The sequence below is a fragment of the Streptomyces sp. NBC_00259 genome (assembly GCF_036181745.1).
In the GTDB taxonomy this organism is placed as follows: domain Bacteria; phylum Actinomycetota; class Actinomycetes; order Streptomycetales; family Streptomycetaceae; genus Streptomyces; species Streptomyces pratisoli.
On the sequence record NZ_CP108080.1, the window covers coordinates 775,240 to 793,859 of the forward strand.

The 18,620-nt window shown below is 69.8% G+C and carries 16 protein-coding genes and 2 pseudogenes; 9 read left to right on the forward strand and 9 right to left on the reverse strand.

The genetic code is table 11. From position 1 onward, the window contains the following. The first annotated feature begins 247 nt into the window (after positions 1-247). From OG766_RS03420 to OG766_RS03450, 7 genes and pseudogenes are all read left to right on the forward strand, one after another. On the forward strand, positions 248-715 hold the full coding sequence (locus tag OG766_RS03420) for a CBS domain-containing protein (RefSeq protein WP_266376467.1): 468 nt from the start codon (positions 248-250) through the stop codon (positions 713-715). A gap of 119 nt (positions 716-834) precedes the next feature. Next, positions 835-2,199 (forward strand): annotated as a pseudogene (locus OG766_RS03425) (ISNCY family transposase). Between the two features lie 258 nt (positions 2,200-2,457). Continuing rightward, positions 2,458-4,248 (forward strand): acetate--CoA ligase, encoded by a 1,791-nt coding sequence (acsA, locus tag OG766_RS03430; RefSeq protein ID WP_328724527.1) that lies wholly within the window; start codon positions 2,458-2,460, stop codon positions 4,246-4,248. Continuing rightward, entirely contained in the window at positions 4,245-5,327 is a 1,083-nt protein-coding gene (pdhA, locus tag OG766_RS03435) for a pyruvate dehydrogenase (acetyl-transferring) E1 component subunit alpha (RefSeq protein WP_328724528.1), read from the forward strand. Before acsA ends, pdhA begins: the two co-directional genes overlap by 4 nt. 2 nt (positions 5,328-5,329) lie before the next feature. Beyond that, complete coding sequence (locus tag OG766_RS03440) at positions 5,330-6,328, forward strand: alpha-ketoacid dehydrogenase subunit beta (RefSeq protein WP_328724529.1); 999 nt, start codon at positions 5,330-5,332, stop codon at positions 6,326-6,328. 2 nt (positions 6,329-6,330) lie between these two features. Then, the gene (locus OG766_RS03445; protein ID WP_328724530.1) at positions 6,331-7,671 is read left to right on the forward strand and encodes a 2-oxo acid dehydrogenase subunit E2; all 1,341 of its coding nucleotides are present in this window, start codon (positions 6,331-6,333) and stop codon (positions 7,669-7,671) included. Then, positions 7,668-7,913: an acyl carrier protein gene (locus OG766_RS03450; RefSeq protein WP_328724531.1), complete on the forward strand. Its 246-nt coding sequence runs from the start codon at positions 7,668-7,670 to the stop codon at positions 7,911-7,913. The genes OG766_RS03445 and OG766_RS03450 overlap by 4 nt, the downstream gene beginning before the upstream one ends. An 81-nt stretch (positions 7,914-7,994) precedes the next feature. On the opposite strand, the gene OG766_RS03455 is transcribed toward OG766_RS03450, so the two are convergent. Together OG766_RS03455 and OG766_RS03460 are read right to left on the reverse strand one after the other, a co-directional pair. After that, complete coding sequence (locus OG766_RS03455; RefSeq protein WP_266376460.1) at positions 7,995-8,414, reverse strand: CBS domain-containing protein; 420 nt, start codon at positions 8,412-8,414, stop codon at positions 7,995-7,997. 274 nt (positions 8,415-8,688) lie between these two features. After that, on the reverse strand, positions 8,689-9,261 hold the full coding sequence (locus tag OG766_RS03460; RefSeq protein WP_266376459.1) for a rhodanese-like domain-containing protein: 573 nt from the start codon (positions 9,259-9,261) through the stop codon (positions 8,689-8,691). 80 nt (positions 9,262-9,341) lie between these two features. Here OG766_RS03460 and OG766_RS03465 point away from each other — a divergent pair, with 80 nt between their 5' ends. After that, on the forward strand, positions 9,342-9,629 hold the full coding sequence (locus OG766_RS03465; RefSeq protein WP_266376458.1) for a metal-sensitive transcriptional regulator: 288 nt from the start codon (positions 9,342-9,344) through the stop codon (positions 9,627-9,629). A 47-nt stretch (positions 9,630-9,676) separates the two neighbouring features. Here OG766_RS03465 and OG766_RS03470 read toward each other — a convergent pair whose 3' ends face one another. The 7 genes and pseudogenes from OG766_RS03470 to OG766_RS03500 form a co-directional block, all read right to left on the reverse strand. Continuing rightward, positions 9,677-10,426: a sulfite exporter TauE/SafE family protein gene (locus tag OG766_RS03470; protein WP_328724532.1), complete on the reverse strand. Its 750-nt coding sequence runs from the start codon at positions 10,424-10,426 to the stop codon at positions 9,677-9,679. A gap of 109 nt (positions 10,427-10,535) precedes the next feature. Beyond that, positions 10,536-10,784: pseudogene (locus tag OG766_RS03475) on the reverse strand (rhodanese-like domain-containing protein); the annotation flags it as partial. A 53-nt stretch (positions 10,785-10,837) separates the two neighbouring features. Further along, entirely contained in the window at positions 10,838-12,205 is a 1,368-nt protein-coding gene (locus tag OG766_RS03480; RefSeq protein WP_266376452.1) for an MBL fold metallo-hydrolase, read from the reverse strand. A gap of 268 nt (positions 12,206-12,473) precedes the next feature. Then, entirely contained in the window at positions 12,474-13,106 is a 633-nt protein-coding gene (locus OG766_RS03485) for a cation-transporting P-type ATPase (protein ID WP_328724533.1), read from the reverse strand. 283 nt (positions 13,107-13,389) lie between these two features. Then, on the reverse strand, positions 13,390-13,983 hold the full coding sequence (locus OG766_RS03490) for a fasciclin domain-containing protein (RefSeq protein ID WP_328724534.1): 594 nt from the start codon (positions 13,981-13,983) through the stop codon (positions 13,390-13,392). Positions 13,984-14,164: 181 nt separating this feature from the next. Beyond that, entirely contained in the window at positions 14,165-16,564 is a 2,400-nt protein-coding gene (locus OG766_RS03495; protein WP_328724535.1) for a glycoside hydrolase family 65 protein, read from the reverse strand. A 62-nt stretch (positions 16,565-16,626) separates the two neighbouring features. Continuing rightward, positions 16,627-17,502 (reverse strand): universal stress protein, encoded by an 876-nt coding sequence (locus OG766_RS03500; RefSeq protein ID WP_328724536.1) that lies wholly within the window; start codon positions 17,500-17,502, stop codon positions 16,627-16,629. A 268-nt stretch (positions 17,503-17,770) separates the two neighbouring features. Between OG766_RS03500 and OG766_RS03505 the strand changes: the two genes are divergently transcribed. After that, a complete protein-coding gene (locus OG766_RS03505) occupies positions 17,771-18,541 on the forward strand; it encodes a CBS domain-containing protein (RefSeq protein WP_328724537.1) in 771 nt (256 codons plus the stop codon). Positions 18,542-18,620 lie beyond the last annotated feature (79 nt).

Genomic DNA, 18,620 nt, shown 5'->3' on the forward strand with positions numbered 1-18,620 from the left:
CGGAATTTCAACGGCTCCCTGGAGACATACGGCCCCTCGCCGGTCAGGGGTGGAGCACCAGCCCCGACGGTATCCCCCGACCGTCTGATGCGGACCGGCGCTCATGAGCCGGCTCGCCGTGGCACCCGGGCTCGCCCTGCTCTCGTGTGTCGGCCCGGACCGACACCCACCCATGCCGGATCCTTGCCTCGGGGGGAGCCACTGCCTCGAGAACACTCCCCGCTCGAATGAGAAAGGGGAGTGTGCCGTGAAGGCATCCGAGTACATGATGTCGCCGGTTGTGACGGTGCGCCCGGATACCTCGGCGGCCCAGGCCGCCCGCCGCATGCGCCAGGACTCGGTCGGCTGCCTGCTGGTCGTCGACGACAGCGGCGACCTGCGCGGCATCGTCACCGACCGCGACCTGGTGATGCGCTGCCTGGCCCTCGACATCCCCCCGGATACTCCCGTCTCGCGGCTGATGACACCCTCCGTGATCACACTCGCATCCACCGACGACATTCGGACCGCCTACCGGACCTTCCGCAGATCCGGCGTGCGCAGGCTGCCCGTCATGGACGAGAACGGGCACGTCGCCGGGCTCCTGACCATCGACGACCTCTTCCTCGACGTCTTCCAACGCCTCGCCGACGTACTCGGCCCGGTCGCCTGGACGGTACTGCGCGATCCAAGCGACTCCTACGGCGTGTCCGGTGACCCACCGGACACCCCCTAGCTACTTGCCCCTGAAGAAGTCGGGGCTGCTGGCGGTGTGACGCTTTGGGGAGAGCTGGTGGGAGCCATCGGTTGGCCGGGACAGTTGACGTGGGTCATCGGCAGCCGGGGGTGGTGGCGATGTTGCGTGTCGCGGGAGTGCAGGACTCGTGGTGGGACGTGCTGCCGGAACAGACGCGACAGCTGTCCCCGGAGCTGGCCCGGATCGATGCGTTCTTGGACGACGAACGGTTCATTGCCCCGTGGCGGGCGGTGTTCGCCGAGCGGCTGGGGCGTCCCTCGGTCCCGGTCGAGACACTGCTGAGGCTGCTGTACCTCAAGCATCGCTAGGAGCTCGGCTACGAGACGTTATGCCGCGAGGTGGCGGATTCGCTGAGCTGGCGGCGGTTTTGCAGGATCCCGTTGACCTCTCCGGTGCCGCACCCCACCACGCTGATCAACCTGGTACGCCGCAGCGGCCCGCAGATCGTGGAACACCTCAACGCCGCGCTGCTGGGGAAGCTGGTCGAGGACAAGCTCGTGCGGTGTCGCAAGCTGCGGATCGACACCACCGTGGTCGAAGCCGATATCGACCACCCCACGGACGCCGATCTGCTGGAGCACGGGGTGCGCAAGCTGGGCCGACTGGTGAGGCGGATCAAGTCCGCGGGCGCCGCCAGGCGCACCCGTTTCCGGGACCGAAGCCGGTCAGCGGGCCGCCGCGTGAAGGAGATCTCACGCACGCTGCGGCGGCGCACCGGCCAGGCCATGGGCGAGATCGACCGGCTTACCGGCGAGATCGCCACGGTGGCCCGGGCAACACTGCGGGAGGTGACCGCAGTGGAGCGCAACGCCCGCCGGACACTGGGCAAACGGCCGTCAGGACAGCTCGCGTATCTGCTGGGTGAGCTGGCCGAGAGCGTGGCAGGCACCCGACGGCTGCTGGAGCAGACCGCTTTGCGGCTGGCCGGCATCCGCACAATCCCCGACCGACTGGTTTCGCTGGCCGACCCGGACGCCCGGCCGATCCGCAAGGGCAAGCCCCAGCACCCCACCCAGTTCGGTTACACCGCGCTGGTGGCCGAGGATGAACGCGGTTTCGTCGTCGATCACCAGCTCCAGCGCGGGAACCCACCCGACGCACCTCAGCTGGTGCCCTCGGTGGGACGCGTCACCAGGCTGACCGGCCGGCCGCCCGGCACGGTCGTCGCCGACCGCGGCTTTGGCACCGCGGCCAACGACCTGGCACTCGCCGAACTCGGCGTCCAGCGGATCGGCCTTCAACGAGCCGGCAAGCCCGGAAAGACACGCCGCGAATACGAACGCAGCCGCTCATTCCGACGGATGCGGAACTGGAGAGTTGGTATCGAGGCCCGCATCAGTCACCTCAAGCGCACCTTCGGACTCCGCCGCACCCGCCTGCGCCGCCTGGCGGGTGCGCAGAGCTGGACCGGACTCGGGATCTTCGCCTACAACCTGCAGCGGATGGCCGTCGTCAGCCGATGACACGGCCCCACCCGCAGGTGACGCCACCACGATCCGCCCCCGAAATCGCCTCTGAGCTGGGCGAACTCTTTTTCAGGGGCAAGTAGCTAGGCCCTCTCCCGCGGTGCGGCCCGCTCCAGGTCGTCTTCGACGGCGGGGCCGGGCCCGCCCCACCCTGCAGGGCCCTGCTCCGATCGGCCCGGGACGTGACCGTCACCGTGCGGCCCGGTTCAGGCTCGGCGACTCTGGAGGCAGGAGCAGACGTCGGGAGGAGCGCCCATGCGCTGCGAGACGATCCGTAAGGACCCGGTTCCGGGCGTCACACCGAATCTGGCCGACTACGAACAGGCTCGTTCTGGTTTCACCTGGTCCCGGGCGCGCGAGGAACTGGCCGGTCTGCCCGGGGGCGGGCTGAACATCGCGCACGAGGCGGTCGACCGGCATGCCCGTCCGGGCCACGGGGACAAGATAGCGCTGCGGTGCATCGCCCGCGACGACACCGTCTCGACGGTCACCTACGCCGAGCTGGCCCGCCGTACGGCCCGCTTCGCGAACGTCCTGCGATCGCTCCACCTCGGCCATGGCGACCGGGTGTTCACCCTTCTGGGCCGTTGTCCCGAGCTCTACACGGCAGTGCTGGGCACTCTGAAGAACACCAGCGTGCTCTGTCCGCTCTTCTCCGCATTCGGCCCCGACCCCGTCGAGCAGCGGCTGCGGCTCGGCGACGCCCGGCTCCTGGTCACCACCGCGGCCCTGTACCGGCGGAAGGTGGCGGAGCGCCGGTCGTCGCTGCCCGGCCTCGACCATGTACTCATCGTGGGGCCCGGCGCAGAGGAACTGCCCGGCACGGTCTCCTTCGACGAACTGATGTCCGCCGCCCCGGACACGTTCACCATCCCGCCCACCTCACCCGACGACATGGCTCTGCTGCACTTCACGAGCGGAACCACCGGCACTCCCAAGGGTGCAGTCCATGTCCACGAGGCCGTGGTGGCCCATTACGCCACGGCCGCGTACGCGCTCGATCTGCACCCTGGGGACGTGTACTGGTGCACTGCCGACCCCGGCTGGGTCACGGGCATGTCGTACGGCATCGTCGCTCCGCTCGTCCACGGCGTGACGCTCGTCGTCGATGAAGGCGACTACGACGCCCGGCGCTGGTACCGGATCCTCGGCGAACAGCGGGTCAGCGTCTGGTACACCGCCCCCACGGCCCTGCGGATGCTCATGCGCGCCACGCCCCGCCACGGGCCGTACGACCTACCCCGCTCGTACGACCTGTCCGACCTGCGCTTCATCGCCTCCGTCGGCGAGCCGCTCAACCCCGAGGCGGTGCTGTGGGGCCAGGAGGTGCTGGGCCTTCCGGTGCACGACAACTGGTGGCAGACCGAGACCGGCTGCATCATGATCGCGAACTTCGTGGCATGCGACATCCGGCCGGGTTCGATGGGACGTCCGCTGCCGGGTGTCGAGGCAGCCGTGCTGGAGCGAGGCGAGGACGGCCGGGCGCTGATCACCGACGGCCGGGTGACGCTGGTCGAGAACCCCGACGTCGAGGGTGAGTTGGCGTTGCGGCCGGGCTGGCCGTCCATGTTCCGCGGCTATCTGCACGACAAGGAGCGTTACGAGGCCACGTTCGCCGACGGCTGGTACCTGACCGGCGACCTGGCCCGGCGTGATGCTGACGGCTGGTACTGGTTCGTGGGGCGAGCCGACGACGTCATCAAGTCCGCGGGACATCTGATCGGCCCGTTCGAGGTGGAGAGCGCGCTGATGGAGCACCCGTCGGTCGTGGAGGCAGGAGTGATCGGACGGCCGGACCCTGTCGCGGGGAACATCGTCAAGGCGTTCGTGTCGCTACGCCCCGGCATCGAACCGAGCCCGGAGCTGGAACGGGAACTGCTGGCCTTCTCCCGCCGCAGGCTGGGCCCGGCTGTCGCGCCTCGGGAGATCGCCTTCGACCAGAACCTGCCCAAGACCCGTAGTGGCAAGGTCATGCGCCGACTGCTCCGCGCCCGTGAACTCGGCTTGCCCACCGGCGACTTGTCGACCTTGGAGGGATCCACATGACCCCGACCCGCAGCACCCGCACCCGAAAGACGCCCGCGGTGTCGAAGCCTGCGAAGAAGGCCGCGACGGACAAGCAGAGCACGAGGACCAAGACGCCCGCCGAGCGGCAAGGCACAGAGCACAGGGTGGACCTGCTGAAGGCCATGCTGCGCATCCGGCGCTTCGAGGAGCGTTGTGTCGAGCTGTACAGCGCCGCGAAGATCCGCGGCTTCGTCCACCTCTACATCGGCGAGGAGGCCGTCGCCGTAGGCGTCAACGAGGCGCTGACGCCCGAGGACGCGGTGGTCTCCACGTACCGCGAGCACGGCCACGCTCTCGCCCGCGGCATCACGGCCGAGGCCGTCATGGCGGAGATGTACGGCAAGACGACCGGCTGCAGCGGAGGCCGGGGCGGATCCATGCACCTGTTCGACGCAAGCCGCCGCTTCTACGGTGGCAACGCCATTGTCGCCGGGGGTCTCCCCCTGGCCGCCGGCCTCGCCCTCGCCGACCGAATGCGCGGACAACCCGGCGTCACCTGCTGCTTCTTCGGCGACGGCGCCTTCGCCGAGGGCGAGTTCCACGAGACCGCCAACCTCGCCGCGCTCTGGAACCTGCCGCTACTGCTGGTCTGCGAGAACAACCTTTACGCCATGGGCACCGCCCTCGCACTGCACGAGGCCCAAACCGACCTGGCCATGCGCGCCGCCTCCTACGGCATGGTCGCCTGGGCCGTTGACGGCATGGACGTCGAAGCCGTCGATCAGGCCGCCCGCCGTGCCGCCGAAGCTGTCCGGGCAGGCGCAGGACCGCACTTCCTGGAGTTGCGCACCTATCGCTTCCGTGCCCATTCCATGTACGACCCGGACCGCTACCGCGACAGGGCCGAGGTCGAGCGGTGGAAGGCCAGGGACCCGATCACTCGGCTCATCGACGGCATGCGCGAGGACGGCGAGCTGGGCGACAAGGAGCTCACCCGGATCGAGCGCCAGGTCACCGACGAGCTGGATCGCGCCGTCACAGCGGCCGAAGAGGCGCCCGTAGAGCCGGTCGAAGACCTGTTGCGCCATGTCACCAGTGCCTCGGCGGAGGTGAGCTGACCATGGGCACCGGTGGACGGTCCCAGGAACAGAAGACGACTTACCGAGAGGCGATGCGCGAGGCTCTGCGAGATGCCCTGCGCTCCGATGACCGCGTCTTCCTCATGGGCGAGGACGTGGGCCGGTACGGCGGCTGCTTCGGCGTCAGCCTCGGTCTGCTGGAGGAGTTCGGACCGGAACGGGTCCGCGACACCCCCCTGTCGGAATCCGCGTTCGTGGGCGCTGGCATCGGTTCCGCCCTGGCCGGCATGCGACCGATCGTGGAGATCATGACTGTCAACTTCAGCCTGCTGGCCCTCGACCAGATCCTCAACAACGCCGCCACGCTGTTGCACATGTCGGGTGGGCAGTTGCCGGTACCGTTGGTGATCCGCATGACGACGGGCGCGGGCCGGCAGCTCGCCGCACAGCACTCGCACAGCCTGGAGGGCTGGTACGCGCACATTCCCGGCATCCGTGTGGTGGCTCCGGCCACCATCGAGGACGCCCGCCACATGCTGGCCCCGGCCCTGGCCGATCCCGACCCGGTGCTGATCTTCGAGCACGGCGGCCTCTACAACGCCTCCGGTGAACTGGCCCCGCCCACCGCCCCCGTGGACCTGGATCACGCCGCGATCCGTCGGCCCGGTACCGACATCTCCCTGATCACGTACGGCGGCTCACTGCCGAAGGCCCTCGCTGCGGCGGACGAGCTGGCCACCGAGGGCATCACCGCCGAGGTGATCGACCTGCGCTCGCTCCGGCCGCTCGACGACGCGACCGTCACCGCCTCGGTGGCCCGTACGCACCACGCGGTGGTCGTCGACGAGGCCTGGCGTACGGGCAGCCTCGCCGCGGAAGTGTCCGCCCGAATCGCCGAAGGGTCGTTCTACGAACTGGACGCCCCCGTGGAACGGGTGTGCAGCGCGGAGGTCCCTATTCCGTACGCCCGGCAGCTTGAGGAGGCGGCCTTGCCGCAGACCGCCGACATCATGGCAGCGGCGCACCGGGCGGTGGACTGACCATGGGAGAGTTCACCATGCCGTCCCTGGGCGCCGACATGGACGAGGGCACACTCCAGGAATGGCTGGTACAGCCCGGTGACCCGGTCCGCAAGGGCGACCCCGTCGCGGTCGTCGAGACCGCCAAGTCCACCATCGAGGTGGAGTGCTTCGAGTCCGGGACGGTGAGAAGGCTGCTCGTCGAGCCGGGCACCACGGTGCCGGTCGGCACCGCGCTCGCGCTGATCGAAGCGTCCGACAAGGCCGTGGGGAAACGGCCGCCCCGGCCGCAGGCGCCGAAGCGCGCAACACCGCCCACCCAGTCAGAGCCCGCCCCCGTTCCTGTGCCGGCCGCTGCCCACGAACGCGGGCACACCGAAGCGGGCCCTTTGCTCCGACACCTCGCGGAGCGCATCGGCGTCGACCTGGAAACCCTTCACGGATCCGGGCCCGGAGGGCGTGTCACCCGGAGTGACGTCGATCGCGCGGCCGGGGCTGCCGCGCGGCCACCTCGGATCCGGGCCACTCCGCTGGCTCGACGGCTGGCCGCCGAACTCGACGTCGATCTGGCCACAGTGACGGGGACGGGCAGCAACGGCGCCGTTCGTGCCGCAGATGTGCGAAAGGCGACACCAGGGGCGGCGCCGGCAGCCACCACCGCGACACGCGTCGCCACTCCACTGCGCCCTGCCGAGGGTCGGGCACCCACGATGCGCCAGGCGATCGCCGCACTGATGACCCGCGCCAACCGGGACATCCCTCACTACTACCTGTCCACGACCGTCGACATGGCCGCCGCCATGGACTGGCTGCACGAACACAACCGGCGCAGCCCGGTAGGCGAGCGGCTGCTTCCGGCAGCCCTGCTGCTCAAGGCAGCGGCCCGCGCGGCCCGGGAGGTGCCCGAACTCAACGGTTTCTGGGCCGAGGACCATTTCGTTCCGGGCGAGGGCATACATCTCGGCGTTGCGGTGTCCCTGCGCGGTGGCGGGCTCGTTGCCCCCGCCCTGCACCATGCCGACGCTCTCGAACTCCCGCAGCTGATGGCCGGTCTGAAGGACCTGGTTGCCCGCGCGCGCACGGGTCGGCTGCGCGGATCCGAAGTATCCGACCCCACCATCACGGTCACCAACCTCGGGGACCAGGGTGTGGAGACCGTCTTCGGCGTGATCTACCCGCCCCAAGTGGCCCTTGTCGGCTTCGGACGCGTCGTCGACCGGCCGTGCGCCGTCGACGGCCTGCTCGGCGTACGGCCCGTGGTCACCGCCACCCTGTCCGCCGACCACCGAGCGACGGACGGCGCTGTCGGCGGACGCTACCTGACAGCGGTCGACCGCCTCCTGCAGCACCCGGAGAAGCTGTGAACCGAACCGAAGCACTCGATCTGGTCAAGGAATCCATCGCCCGCATCATCCCCGACGCCGACTTCGCCACTCTGGGGCCCGACGACTCGTTCCGCGACGTTCTGGAGATGGACTCACTGGACTTCCTGAGTTTCGTCGAGACTCTCAGTGAGCGGACCGGCGTCCGCATCGAGGACGAGGACACGCCGCAGCTCACCACGCTGTCCGGGAGCGCCGACTTCCTCATCACCCGCGCGGGGTGAGTGCCGTGGTGATCCCGGGGACTGCGCCCGCTCGGCGCCGTACCCGAGGGCGCCGGAGGCGGCGCTCACCGCCGGGCGTGGTCACGTCGCGGCGCAGACGACCTCCACGAAGTGGCCCACCTGCTCCTCCGGCAGGCGACGTGCGAGGTCCGCTTCACTGATCATGCCGACCAGGCGATGGTCCTCGATGACCGGCAGCCTCCGGATCTTGTGCTCTTCCATCGTGTGCAGGACCTGTTCCGTGTCGGCGTCGGCGTCGATCGTGATCGGTCTGCCCTGTTCCAGCATGCCCGCGGTCATGGTCTTCGGGTCCTTGCCCTTGGCCAGGCACTTCACCACGATGTCGCGGTCGGTGATGATCCCGTGGAGCCGGTCGTCCGGCCCGCAGATCGGAAGCGCTCCCACGTCCAACTCGCTCATCCGCCGCGCCGCGTCGGCCAGGGTCTCGCTCTCCTGGATGCAGGTGGCTCCGAGGTGCATGATGTCCCGTGCTGTGGTCATGGCCGTCTCCTTCGCATCGTAGGGTGCACGCCGGGAGAGCCCATGGAGCCTGGCCCGCCCCGACCGGTGTTCCCTCAGCCAGTGTGGGTTCTTGGCGTCCGGCACGCATGCTGACGAGGAGGTGGCGGCTCACCACCGCCGCCGTCGGGGGCCGAGCAGCCACCGGGCCCCATAGAGGCCCGAGCGGCCCCGGCAAGGCACCTTGACCGGACTCCGCCCCCTCTCGCGGCGCCCGCGCGGCGGGGCGGGCCGCTTCGCGGATCGTCCTGTGGGCTCAGTGGCGGTGCAAGACGGCCAGGATGCGCTCGAGGTCGTTCGGCCGAGAGCGGTTGTGCGGCAGCTTGGCCAAGAGAGCGGCCATGCCGCACGTGTTGGTGAGGGCGGAGAAGACGAGCCCGCCGGCAACTCCCGCCGAGAGCAACTGCCAGGCCGGGTGGAGGAGACCGAGGACGAGGCCCGTGAGCACGAGACCGCCTGCGGTGAAACGGACTTGGCGCTCCATGGACCATGCCCTGCGGGTGGGACCGTCAGAGCGATGGAGCTCATGGCCTGCCTCCGCCCATGCGTTCGTGCCTCCGGCCAGAGTCGCGGCGGGGACGCCGTGTTCGGCGAGGAGCGCGCAGGCGCGGGCGGAGCGGGCTCCCGAGGCACAGATCATGAGGAGATCCACGCGATCCGCTGCCTGCTTGATCGCGGGCAGCGCGGTGGGAAGCAGATCGAGCGGGATGTTGAGGGCGCCGGGCAGGTGGCCCGAGGCGTATTCGGCGGGGGTGCGGACGTCGATGACCGTGAGGTCGTCCAGTCGGGGCCGGACCTGGTCGGGGGTGAGGGAGGCGGTCGTCTGCATGTCGGGTGTCATCCTTGGGATTGGTCGGCGGAACCCCTGAGGGAGTAAATTACCCCCAGGGGTATGGAGAGGGAGTGGTCGTGGAACTGGATCTCGCGGGTGCCGAACTGCGGGCCGTACTGAACCGGCTGCGCCGGGCCCAGGGTCAGATCTCCGGCGTGATCCGGATGATCGAGGAAGGGCGCGACTGCGAGGAGGTCGTGACCCAGCTCGCCGCGGCCTCGCGCGCGCTCGACCGGGCGGGATTCGCGATCATCGCCACTGGCCTGCAGCAGTGTCTGACCGACATGGAGAGCGCGCAGGGGAACGGGGAGGACCGGGAGCAGATGCGGGCACGGCTGGAGAAGCTCTTCCTGTCGCTTGCCTGACGCGCCTCTGATACGGATCGCGCCACCCGTCGGCGCCACGCCGCACGTCATGCGAAGCTGCCGATCAGCATGAGGCCGGCGACCGCCAGCAGGATGCGGGCGAAGGTCCGCCGGAGTGTGTCGGCCTCCACCCTCCTCGACCAGCGTTTGCCGTCCCAGGCACCGAGGATCGCGGCCCCGGTGAAGGGGGCGATGACCGACCAGTCGAGCGCCTCCGCCGTGCCGGTGCGGGTGGCCAGGGCGGCGAGTGCGTTGGCGCTGATCACCAGCAGGCTGGTGCCGACGGCGGTTCGCATGTGCAGACCCAAGGTGGTGACGAGGGCCGGTACGGCGAGAAAGCCGCCGCCCACACCCAGTACGCCGGTGACGGCCCCGAGCCCGGCTCCGGCTGCCGCCGCGCGGCCCTTGCGCACGGCACAGCCGGCCTCGACCGCGCCGGTCGGCGTACGCAGCATCCGCACCGCCGCGAGAGCCGCGATTCCCGCGAACGCCCCGGTCAGCAGGGCAGGGGGCAGCCGGCCCGCGACCGCACCGCCGAGTGCCGCAGGCAGCATGCCGGCGGCGGCGAAGAGCGTTCCCGTGCCCCACCGGACGTTGCCGTCGCGAGCGTGCGCATACAGACCGGCGGCGGAAGTCGCGGCGACGATGACGAGACTCGCAGTGGTGGCCGCGGCCGGAGTGAAGCCGAGCAGGTGGATCAGCGCCGGCACGGCCAGCACGGAGCCACCACCCCCGAGGGCCCCGAGCGCAAGCCCCACCACAGCACCGGAGGCCAAGGCGAGGAGCAGTGTACTCACGCGATCGTGCCGCCGTTCCCGCGTCCGTCCACCACGGGCAGACCAGCCCGGCCCAGGCGAGCATGCCGCCGGTCACGTCCACGGCCGCCGAGCCACGCGCGGCCAGCAGTTCCGCGGCGCGCCGGGAGCGGTTGCCGGAACGGCATATCACCACCAGCGGCCGGCCTCGGGCGGGTGCCGGAAGCGCCGCTCCGGCGGCCAGCGCCGCCAACGGCAGATGGACGGCTCCCGGCGCACGGCCGGCAGCCCACTCGTGCGCCTCGCGCACATCCAGCAGTACGGAACCGCCGGGGGCGAGAGTGCGTTCACGGGCTTCAGCGGGGTCGACCCGGCCTGGCCCTCGGCGGAAAAGATACATGCCTCGCTCCTATTGACGAGTCGTCACGAGTCGGTGAGAGAGGGGCGATCCGGTCACGGTCGGCTCTCCATGACCGGCAGACCCGCCGCCCGGGCGGAGTCGAAGCCGTCGTCGATCGCGACCACATCGCGGCCGGCGGCGTCCAGCAGGGAGGCGGCGATCGCGGCCCGCATCCCGCCGGCGCAGTGGACCCACACGGTCCCGCTCGGTATCTGCCTGATCCGTGCGCGCAGTTCGTGCAGCGGCATGTGCAGCGAACCCTCGATACGGGCCCGGGCACGCTCGGAGTCGCGCCGTACGTCCAGGACGACCCGCTCCCCGTCCGCGCCCGCGGCGGCCAAGTCGGCGAAGGTGGCGCGCGGGAAGGACCGGAGCCGCTCGCCCTCACACACCCAGTCGGCCGGTGAACCCGTCGCCGCCGCAGCGGGCCGGTCGACACCCACCCTGACGAGCTCTCTCTGGGCACCGGCCAGCTGTTCAGCCGACTCGGCGAGCAGCGTGACGGACTTGCCCCAGGGGATCAGCCAGGCCAGTTGGGTGGCGAGCTGCCCGTCCGCCTCGAAGTTGAACGATCCGACGACATGGCCGTCGGCGAAGGCGACACGGCTGCGCAGATCGACCACCCACTCACCGGCGGCCAGCCGCTCGGCAATCTCATGAGCGTCCGCAACGGCGGGCGGCATCAGGTCTACCGGCTCCGGGCCCCGCGCGTTCAGCGGGCCCATGTGGGCGTAGTAGGCGGGAATGTCATCCAGTCCCGCAAGCAGGTCCGCGACGAACGTGTCGGCGTCCTTGACCAGCGCATCATTGGTCGTTCGCTCCTTGCCGATGGTCGTCGCCTCCCCCTCGGCCTGCGCCGACGAGCAGAAACTGCCGAAGCCGTGGGTGGGCAGAACGGCCGTTTCGTCGGGCAGTTCGTCCGCCAGACGGTGCGCGGAGGCGTGCTGGGCGCGGGCCAGTCGCTCGGTCAGGCCGGGCTCGACCAGATCGGGACGGCCGACGGTGCCGATGAGCAGCGAACCACCGGTGAAGGCGGCGACCGGCTCCCCGGCCTCCTCGAGGACGTACGCGGTGTGGTGCGGAGTGTGGCCGGGTGTGGCCAGCGCGCGCAGCACCAGAGCGGCGTCGATCACGGTCCGGTCCCCGTCGGCGACCGGGATCCGGCGATACGAGACCCGCGCTCCCCCCGGCACCAGGTATGCGGCCCCGGTGACGCGGGCCAGCTCCAGGCCGCCGGTCACGTAGTCGTTGTGCACATGAGTCTCGGCGACGTGAGTGATCCGCACGCCACGGCGGCTCGCTGTCTCCAGCACCCGGTCGATGTCCCGCGGCGGATCGATGACCACGGCGCCGTTCGCGCCGCCGGCGAGATAACTGCGGTTGCCGAGCCCAGGGACCTCGATGGCGTCGATGAAGACCACGGCGCTGCTCCTTTCGCAGGGTAGTACCCCGGGGGGTATATGCCCTACCGTAGCAGAATTACCCCCGGGGGTATTTTGGAGATGCCCTTCGATCCCTGCACTGGCCCGGGCGCCGGCACCCGGGAAGGAGCCGCATCCGCGCGGTACGACCGCGGCATTCGCGTCGAAGCAAGGTCGGCCGGCCGGATCACCACGCCTGGGTGTAATCGCCGCCCAAGGCCTCGGCACCGTCGCTGAACCGAGCCCATGGCCCCGAGCAGGCGGCAGCTCAGTGCTCCCGGATTCTCGATGGGACCGCCGCCCCCGGTGGACGCTCCGGTCTCAGCCGCGCCTGGACACGCATGACGACATGGCCGAGGCCGGACAGCGCGGCGGCGATCGCCAGGTCGGTGAGCGGAAGTGGCTCTGTCCCCAGCAGCTCCCGCAACGGAGGCAGGTAGACACCGGCTGCCTGGAGGCCCAGCGCCACGCCCACCAGAACCAGATCACCGGGTACGACCTCGGCAGCCGGGATGGATCGTTCCTCGCCGTCCCGCACCACTCTGGCGGCGGGGGCGCTCATGGCGGACAACGCGAGAACCGCTTGCTCCGCCCGCACTTCCTGCACGACGCCGACCGCGGTGTTCACCGCGATCACGAGCAGAATCACGGTGGCATCGGTGAGATCTCCGGTGGCGATCGTCAGAGCGGCGGCCACGAGCAGGACCAGGATCAGCGGGTCGCGCAGTTGCTGCAGCACCCGCCGCCACACGGGGGTCCGCGGCTCCTCCGGGATCTCGTTCGGCCCGTAGAACGTCAGTCGCCGTGCGGCCTCGTCCAGCGACAGACCACCCGCCCCCGGTGGCGTGCTCCGGAGGTCGTCGACGTCCGGAGCGGGCCTCCGGCCCCTGGGCTGGTTCACTGCCTCGGCGGAGGTGCGTCTCCACGGCAATCGCGAGCCCTCCGAAGAACGCTGAGGCGAGATGCGCGGGCTCCGTGATCTCGTCGCTCGTCGTCGCGAACGAAGGCCGTGAGGGGACTGGAGGCCGTGCGGGGAGTGTCCGAACCGGTCTGTCCACCGATTGCCATCAGCCACTCCCGTAGTGTGCCGAGCCACGCCCCTCAGGACGGGACCCGACTTGTCAGCCACAAAGCCCAGCCACGATCGCCAGTCGCCGCCTCACCAGCCCAGGCAGGCATCCCGGTCAGTCAGGAGGGATGAGGAGCGCGTCAATGAAGTAGACGGTGGCATTGGCGGTGGTGACGTTGCCGCAGACAACGTCTGCCACGTCATTGACCTTGTACGAGGTACCCGAGCCTGAGGTGGTGAGCTCGGAGCCTTCCAGTGTCTTGAACGAGCCGTTCGGCAGTTGACCCGGGGTGATGTTGTCGTCCACCACATGGTAGGTCAACACCTTCTTCAACTGGTCCGGGTCGTTCAACAGCGAGTCGCGCTGTGCCTCGGACAAGCTGTTGAAAGCGTGGTTGGTAGGCGCAAAGAGGGTGATGTTGTTCGATTGGTTGAGGGTGTTGTCCAGCCTGGCCTTCGTCAATGCCGACGACAGCTGTGCCAGCTGGCGGCTTCCTGCCGCAGCATCCGCCACCTTCTGCTTGGCCATGGTGGCGGCACTGCCTTCTCCACTCTTGGGCAGTTCCGAGCAGTCGGGGCCGAACGTTCCCGTCGGACTGGGAACCGGCTCCTGTGCGTAGGTCTGCGGGGCGAATGCACCGAGCGAGAGCGGAACCACGACTGCTGTCGCGATGGCGGCCTCCGCCATTCGCTTTCCCATGAAGCCCATCGTGAATCCTCCTCGAGGGACGGCCTTGTGGGCGTGCCGCCCATGGCCGCCCGACCGGCCATGGGACAGCGTCCCTTCCACGTAACCAGCCCCCACCGGGGAGCGCACCTCAGGCTCGTGAAACCCACGGCGACCGGGGCCCTGGACCGCTGATCTGCTCACCGCCGTCCTCAGGAAGGGGTCACCGTGTCGGCAGCACGAGCGTGCAGGTCTCTCCCGGTGCGATGGTGACCGCCCGGTCGGTCAGTACCACCCGGATCGGTGACTCCTCCGAGTCCGGGACGCTGATCCGCAAATGTCGGCTCTGCAGCTGTACGCCGACACCCCAGTGACCGCGATAGCGCAGCGCGAATCCGTACTCGGACAGCGCCGGTAGCGGCACCGGGTCCAGCCACAGGGCGTCCTCGCGGGGCTCCAGTCCGGTCAGGCCGCGCTGGACCAGGTCGAGGGTCCCGGCCATGGCACCCAGGTGGATGCCTTCGCCGGTCGTACCGCCCTGGAGATCGGCGATGTCCGCCTCCAGGGCCTCCTGGCAGTACTTCCACGCCTCGGCCCGTCTGACCCGTGCGAGGACCCAGCCGTGGACGAGGCCGCTGAGGGTGGAGCCGTGGCTGGTCCGCCGAAGGTAGTAGTCGACGGTCCTGCGCCAGACCTCGTCGTCGAGGCCGTACCCGAGCCGGTGGAAGAGCTGCTGGAGCTCGCCGGGCGGGAAGAGGTAGCCGAGCATGAGGACATCGGCCTGCTTGGAGACTTGGTAGCGGTTGACCGTGTCGCCCTCGGCCTCGAGGATCCGGTCGAGACGCCGGATGCTGTCGTACCGCTCCCGGTAGGCGTCCCAGTCCAGCTCGGCGAGGTCACCGTAGCCGTCGAACTGGCTGATGACGCCCTGGTGGTAGGGCACCCGCAGCCGCCGGGACACCTCCTCCCACTTCGGGAGTTCGTCGGCATTGAGCATCACGCGCTCCAGCAGCTCCTGTCGGCGCCATGCAGGAAGGCGCCGCAAGAGGTCCAGGGCACGGCTGAGCACCCAGGCGGCGGTGACGTTGGTGTACGTGTTGTCGTCCAAGCCGGGTCGGTCGGCGCCCGGGTAGCTGTCGTGGTATTCGTCGGGGCCCACCACTCCGCGGATGCGGAAACGCCCCGTCTCAGGGTCGAGGACCGCGGTGTCCGCCCAGAAGCGGGCTATCTGCAGCAGCATCTCCGCACCCTTGGTGTGGAGGAACTCGGTGTCGCCGGTGGCCTCCCAGTACCGCCACACGTTGTAGGCGATCGCCGAGCCGACGTGGTGCTGGAGCCGGGAGTGGTCCGGCAGCCAGCGGCCCGATCGGGGGTTGAGATGCAGCTGCTGGGTCTCCTCACGGCCGTCACTACCGCTCTGCCACGGGTACATCGCCCCGGTCCGGCCCGCTTGCCGGGCTGCGCGGCACGCCTGCGGGAGGCGCCGGTGACGGTAGTTCAGCAAGGCCCGGGAGACCTCTGGGAAGTGCAGGTTCAGATACGGGAGCACGAACAACTCGTCCCAGAAGACATGCCCGCGGTACGCCTCACCGTGCAGCCCCCGGGCCGGAACGCCCACATCGAGGTCCGCGGTGTGCGGTGAGAGCGTTTGCAGGACGTGAAACAGATGCAGGCGCAGGACTCGACCGGCCTGGCCGGGCACCTGAACGTCCGCGTGCCGCCACAACCGGGCCCACGCGGCGACGTGGGAGTCCATCAGGGCAGGGAAGTCCGCGGCTGCGGACACCCGGTCGACCGCTGCCCCGAGCGGGTCGCTGATCGCCGCGTCGCGTGAGGTGTGCAGCGCCATGGTCTTGTCCACGACGACGGGCCGGCCTGGAGCGATGGGGATCGCCAGACGGCGGACGGCTCGGTGACGAGCGGGATGGAGCCTCCACGAAGCCGACGGCTGTCCGGTGACGACCGTACGGGCAGCCATGGCGACACCGATGTCGGAGCTGCTGGTGCGGCAGTGCAGCCACACGGTGTCGGACTCCTCCGCCCCGGTCTGCACATGGGCCAGGTGGCTTCGTTCAAGGGACCGGTAACGGTGCACGTTGCCATTGACGACGTCGCCGTCGATCGCGGACTCGACTTCGATCTGTCCTGACCAGTCCTCGGCGGTGAAGACGGTCCGCAGCACCGCCAGGTGAGGGTCCGCCATGTGCACCGCGCGGATCTGCTCCACACTCAACACGCCGGCGTCGTCGTCCCGGTAGCGCAACGCGCGTGTGAGTGTGCCACGGCGCAGATCCAGCGTGTGCCGATGGCTGAGGAAGGCACATGTGTCCGGGGAGAACCACGGGCCCGCCGATCCGTCGGCGCAGCGCAGCCGGAACCGCAGGGACAGCCAGTTCGGGAGGTTGACCATGTCCTCGTTGACCACCTGTCGCCCGGCTACGGTCGACTCCAGGCGGTTGTAGCATCCGGCCGCATAGGTCCCGGGGTAGTGCACCAGACCGGCCCTGCTCTCGGGAGCAGCCCCACGGGTGGCGAAGTAACCGTTGCCGAGGGTGCACAGCGATTCACGCAGCCGCTCGGCTCCCGGGTCGTAGCCCTCGTAATCCCAGGTCCACTCCGACATCCGCCGCCCTCGCCCCCTTCCCCTCAACGAGATGTACGGGAGCTCGGTCCACGCGCCGGGACTCAGTCCTGGTGAGGGACGACCGCGACCGGGGACCGGGAGTGGTGCAGGAGGGCGTGGGCGACCCTGCCGAGTTGCAGACCCACGTGGCCGTGCTGCCTCAGAGCGCCGACGACCAGCAGGCCGGCGTCGGCCGAAGCGTCCAGGAGGACCTTCTGGGCGGGGCCTTCCACCGACCGGCGGACCACTTCGACCTCGGGGTGATCGCCTGCGGCCTCGCGCAGCGCGTCGTCGAGGTCGGCCGAGGCCCGTTCCTCGTGCGCACGGGCGGGCTCCTCCGCGAGGAAGGGATGGTCCACATGCTCGTGGGCAGGGCAGCGCCAAGCCCGCACAGCCTCCAGGGCACAGCCCCGTGCCTCGGCCTCGCGGACGGCGAACCGTACGGCGCCCGAGCCCTCCGTCGAATCACCGACCCCGACCACCACCCGCCCGCGGGCTCCCTGCCGGTTCTGCTCCGAGCCGCGGACCACGATGACCGGGCACACGGCGCGGGCCGCGACCGCAAGGCTGACCGACCCCAGCAGCAGCCCGGCGAGCTCGCTACGCCCTCGCGCGCCCGTGACCACGGCAGAGGCATCATGCCCCTCTCTCAGCAGGACGGACACGGCATCGTCGGGCAGCGCCTCGCCCGACACCTTGACCTCCGGATTGCGAAGTCTGGCCCGTTCCGCGCCGGACGCGATGATGTGCTCCGCAAGAACCTCTTCGGCGGGACGATCGGTGCTCAGGGACGGGCGGCTGCCCTCGTAACGCTCCCACAAGGAGGCATGGACCAGGCGCAATGGCAACCCCAGGCGTGCCGCTTCGTCGACCGCCCAGTCAACAGCCTCCAGGCTGGAATCCGATCCGTCCACACCCACGACCAGCGGGAGTTCCATCGTCCCCACCGCCTTCCTCTCCGGCGCCTGCGAACGCCACCTGTGAATACCGTCGCACCGCCCCGCGGCAACCGCGACACGCAGAACCGCCGCTCGGGCCGGGATCCTTTGGACGCGAAGCACCGGCCGGTTTGCCGCACGGTTGGAGTTGTACGACCGGTCAGCCCGCCTTCCTACCCCATAAGGCCCTGGAGCCGGGCGCCTTCTCCCCAGAGGCTGAGGCCGAGAGCGGAAACATTGGCGAGCGGAGCGCGAGAGGGAGCGAGCGATGAAGCACAGCAAGATCGGCAGCCTGATGGTGGACGATGTCGTCTCGGTGATCCCGCAGACCTCGTTCAAGGAGGTCGCCAAGCTGCTCGCAGTACACCGGATCAGCGGTCTGCCCGTGGTCGACACCGACGACAAGGTCCTCGGTGTGATATCCGAGAGCGACCTCATACTCCGGCAGGCGGGCGCTGCACCGGCGGCGGAACCCGCTCGCCGCGCACAGCCGGCCTGGCGGCCGCCGCCGACAGGCGTTGACGAGACCGAAGACGGCCCAGGCACCAAGGCGCGGGCGATGATCGCCCGGGAGCTGATGTCGCATCCCGCGATCACTGTCCACGCCGGCGACACCATCGCCGTGGCCGCCCGCACCATGGCACAGCATCACGTCGAGCGGCTCCCCGTGGTCGATACGGAGGGCCGCCTTGCCGGTATCGTCACCCGCCGCGATCTGCTTCAGGTCTTCCTGCGACCGGACGCCGACATCCGGCGGGAGATCGTCGACGAGATCCTGGAACAGACGCTGTGGCTGTCCCCGGACGCGGTTCAGGCACATGTGATCGATGGTGTGGTCACTCTTGACGGACAGCTGGGGCGGTTCAGCGACATCCAGGTCGTGGTCCGGCTGACGCAGGAGGTGGACGGCGTGGTCTCGGTCGTCGACAAACTGACGTACCGCTGTGACGACTCCGGCTCGCGGCCCGTCCGGCAGACACCGCCGGCCGTCGTCGACGACGCCCGACACAGCAGGATGCATGTGGAGAGGTCCCCGTGATCACAGGAAGCCTCCGCCCGTACGCGCCCGACGGCTCCAGCCCTGAGCCCTGAGCCCTGAGCCCTGAGCCCTGAAACAC

Excerpts from the sequence above, each read along its gene's own strand:
- pdhA (WP_328724528.1), top strand. The coding sequence starts at position 4,245 with ATGACCCCGACCCGCAGCACCCGCACCCGAAAGACGCCCGCGGTGTCG.
- OG766_RS03445 (WP_328724530.1), top strand. The coding sequence starts at position 6,331 with ATGGGAGAGTTCACCATGCCGTCCCTGGGCGCCGACATGGACGAGGGC.
- acsA (WP_328724527.1), top strand. The coding sequence starts at position 2,458 with ATGCGCTGCGAGACGATCCGTAAGGACCCGGTTCCGGGCGTCACACCG.
- OG766_RS03490 (WP_328724534.1), bottom strand. The coding sequence starts at position 13,983 with ATGGGCTTCATGGGAAAGCGAATGGCGGAGGCCGCCATCGCGACAGCA.
- OG766_RS03455 (WP_266376460.1), bottom strand. The coding sequence starts at position 8,414 with ATGACCACAGCACGGGACATCATGCACCTCGGAGCCACCTGCATCCAG.
- OG766_RS03495 (WP_328724535.1), bottom strand. The coding sequence starts at position 16,564 with ATGTCGGAGTGGACCTGGGATTACGAGGGCTACGACCCGGGAGCCGAG.
- OG766_RS03440 (WP_328724529.1), top strand. The coding sequence starts at position 5,330 with ATGGGCACCGGTGGACGGTCCCAGGAACAGAAGACGACTTACCGAGAG.
- OG766_RS03500 (WP_328724536.1), bottom strand. The coding sequence starts at position 17,502 with ATGGAACTCCCGCTGGTCGTGGGTGTGGACGGATCGGATTCCAGCCTG.
- OG766_RS03505 (WP_328724537.1), top strand. The coding sequence starts at position 17,771 with ATGAAGCACAGCAAGATCGGCAGCCTGATGGTGGACGATGTCGTCTCG.
- OG766_RS03460 (WP_266376459.1), bottom strand. The coding sequence starts at position 9,261 with ATGCAGACGACCGCCTCCCTCACCCCCGACCAGGTCCGGCCCCGACTG.